The sequence below is a fragment of the Serratia silvae genome, from assembly GCF_023282985.1.
In the GTDB taxonomy this organism is placed as follows: domain Bacteria; phylum Pseudomonadota; class Gammaproteobacteria; order Enterobacterales; family Enterobacteriaceae; genus Chania; species Chania silvae.
In genome coordinates this window covers 1-968 of the sequence record NZ_JAGQDC010000048.1, presented here as the reverse complement: position 1 = coordinate 968, position 968 = coordinate 1, and the positions used below count along the sequence as shown (strand labels likewise).

Here is a 968-nt window from a genome sequence, read left to right as displayed (position 1 = left end):
GGGAACTCAAAGGAGACTGCCGGTGATAAACCGGAGGAAGGTGGGGATGACGTCAAGTCATCATGGCCCTTACGAGTAGGGCTACACACGTGCTACAATGGCATATACAAAGAGAAGCGAACTCGCGAGAGCAAGCGGACCTCATAAAGTATGTCGTAGTCCGGATCGGAGTCTGCAACTCGACTCCGTGAAGTCGGAATCGCTAGTAATCGTAGATCAGAATGCTACGGTGAATACGTTCCCGGGCCTTGTACACACCGCCCGTCACACCATGGGAGTGGGTTGCAAAAGAAGTAGGTAGCTTAACCTTCGGGAGGGCGCTTACCACTTTGTGATTCATGACTGGGGTGAAGTCGTAACAAGGTAACCGTAGGGGAACCTGCGGTTGGATCACCTCCTTACCTAAAGATATGCAGTTGAGTGCAGTGTCCACACAGATTGTCTGATGAAAAAGTAACGAGCAGAAATACCTTTATAGGCTTGTAGCTCAGGTGGTTAGAGCGCACCCCTGATAAGGGTGAGGTCGGTGGTTCAAGTCCACTCAGGCCTACCAAATTTTCCCTTATACTGCGTTATATCCACAGTCGTTTACCAAAAGTAAACTTCCTGTGAATATGCCTTGTCTAAGGAAAAATTAACTCTTCATAGAGTTGGTACCCATAAAGATTTCTGTCAGTGACTGTATGGGGCTATAGCTCAGCTGGGAGAGCGCCTGCCTTGCACGCAGGAGGTCAGCGGTTCGATCCCGCTTAGCTCCACCATATCCATATAGTCCTTGATAATACTTCAGAGTGTACTGGTGACAGTATGCTGCGAAGTATTTTGCTCTTTAACAATCTGGAACAAGCTGAAAATTGAAACATGACAGCTGAAACTTATCCCTCCGTAGAGGTATTGGGGTAAGGAGTAACCTGTCAGTGAGTCTCTCAAATAAACAGCACGACAGTGTCTCTGTTTACAGAAACACC

At 47.7% G+C, this 968-nt stretch carries 2 tRNA genes and 1 rRNA gene; all 3 read left to right on the top strand.

Annotated elements, in window-relative coordinates:
- Positions 1-401, top strand: a 16S ribosomal RNA gene (locus KAJ71_RS23170); the annotation flags it as partial.
- A gap of 75 nt (positions 402-476) precedes the next feature.
- A tRNA-Ile gene (locus tag KAJ71_RS23165) sits at positions 477-553 on the top strand.
- 132 nt (positions 554-685) lie between these two features.
- Positions 686-761: transfer RNA gene (locus tag KAJ71_RS23160), tRNA-Ala, on the top strand.
- Positions 762-968 lie beyond the last annotated feature (207 nt).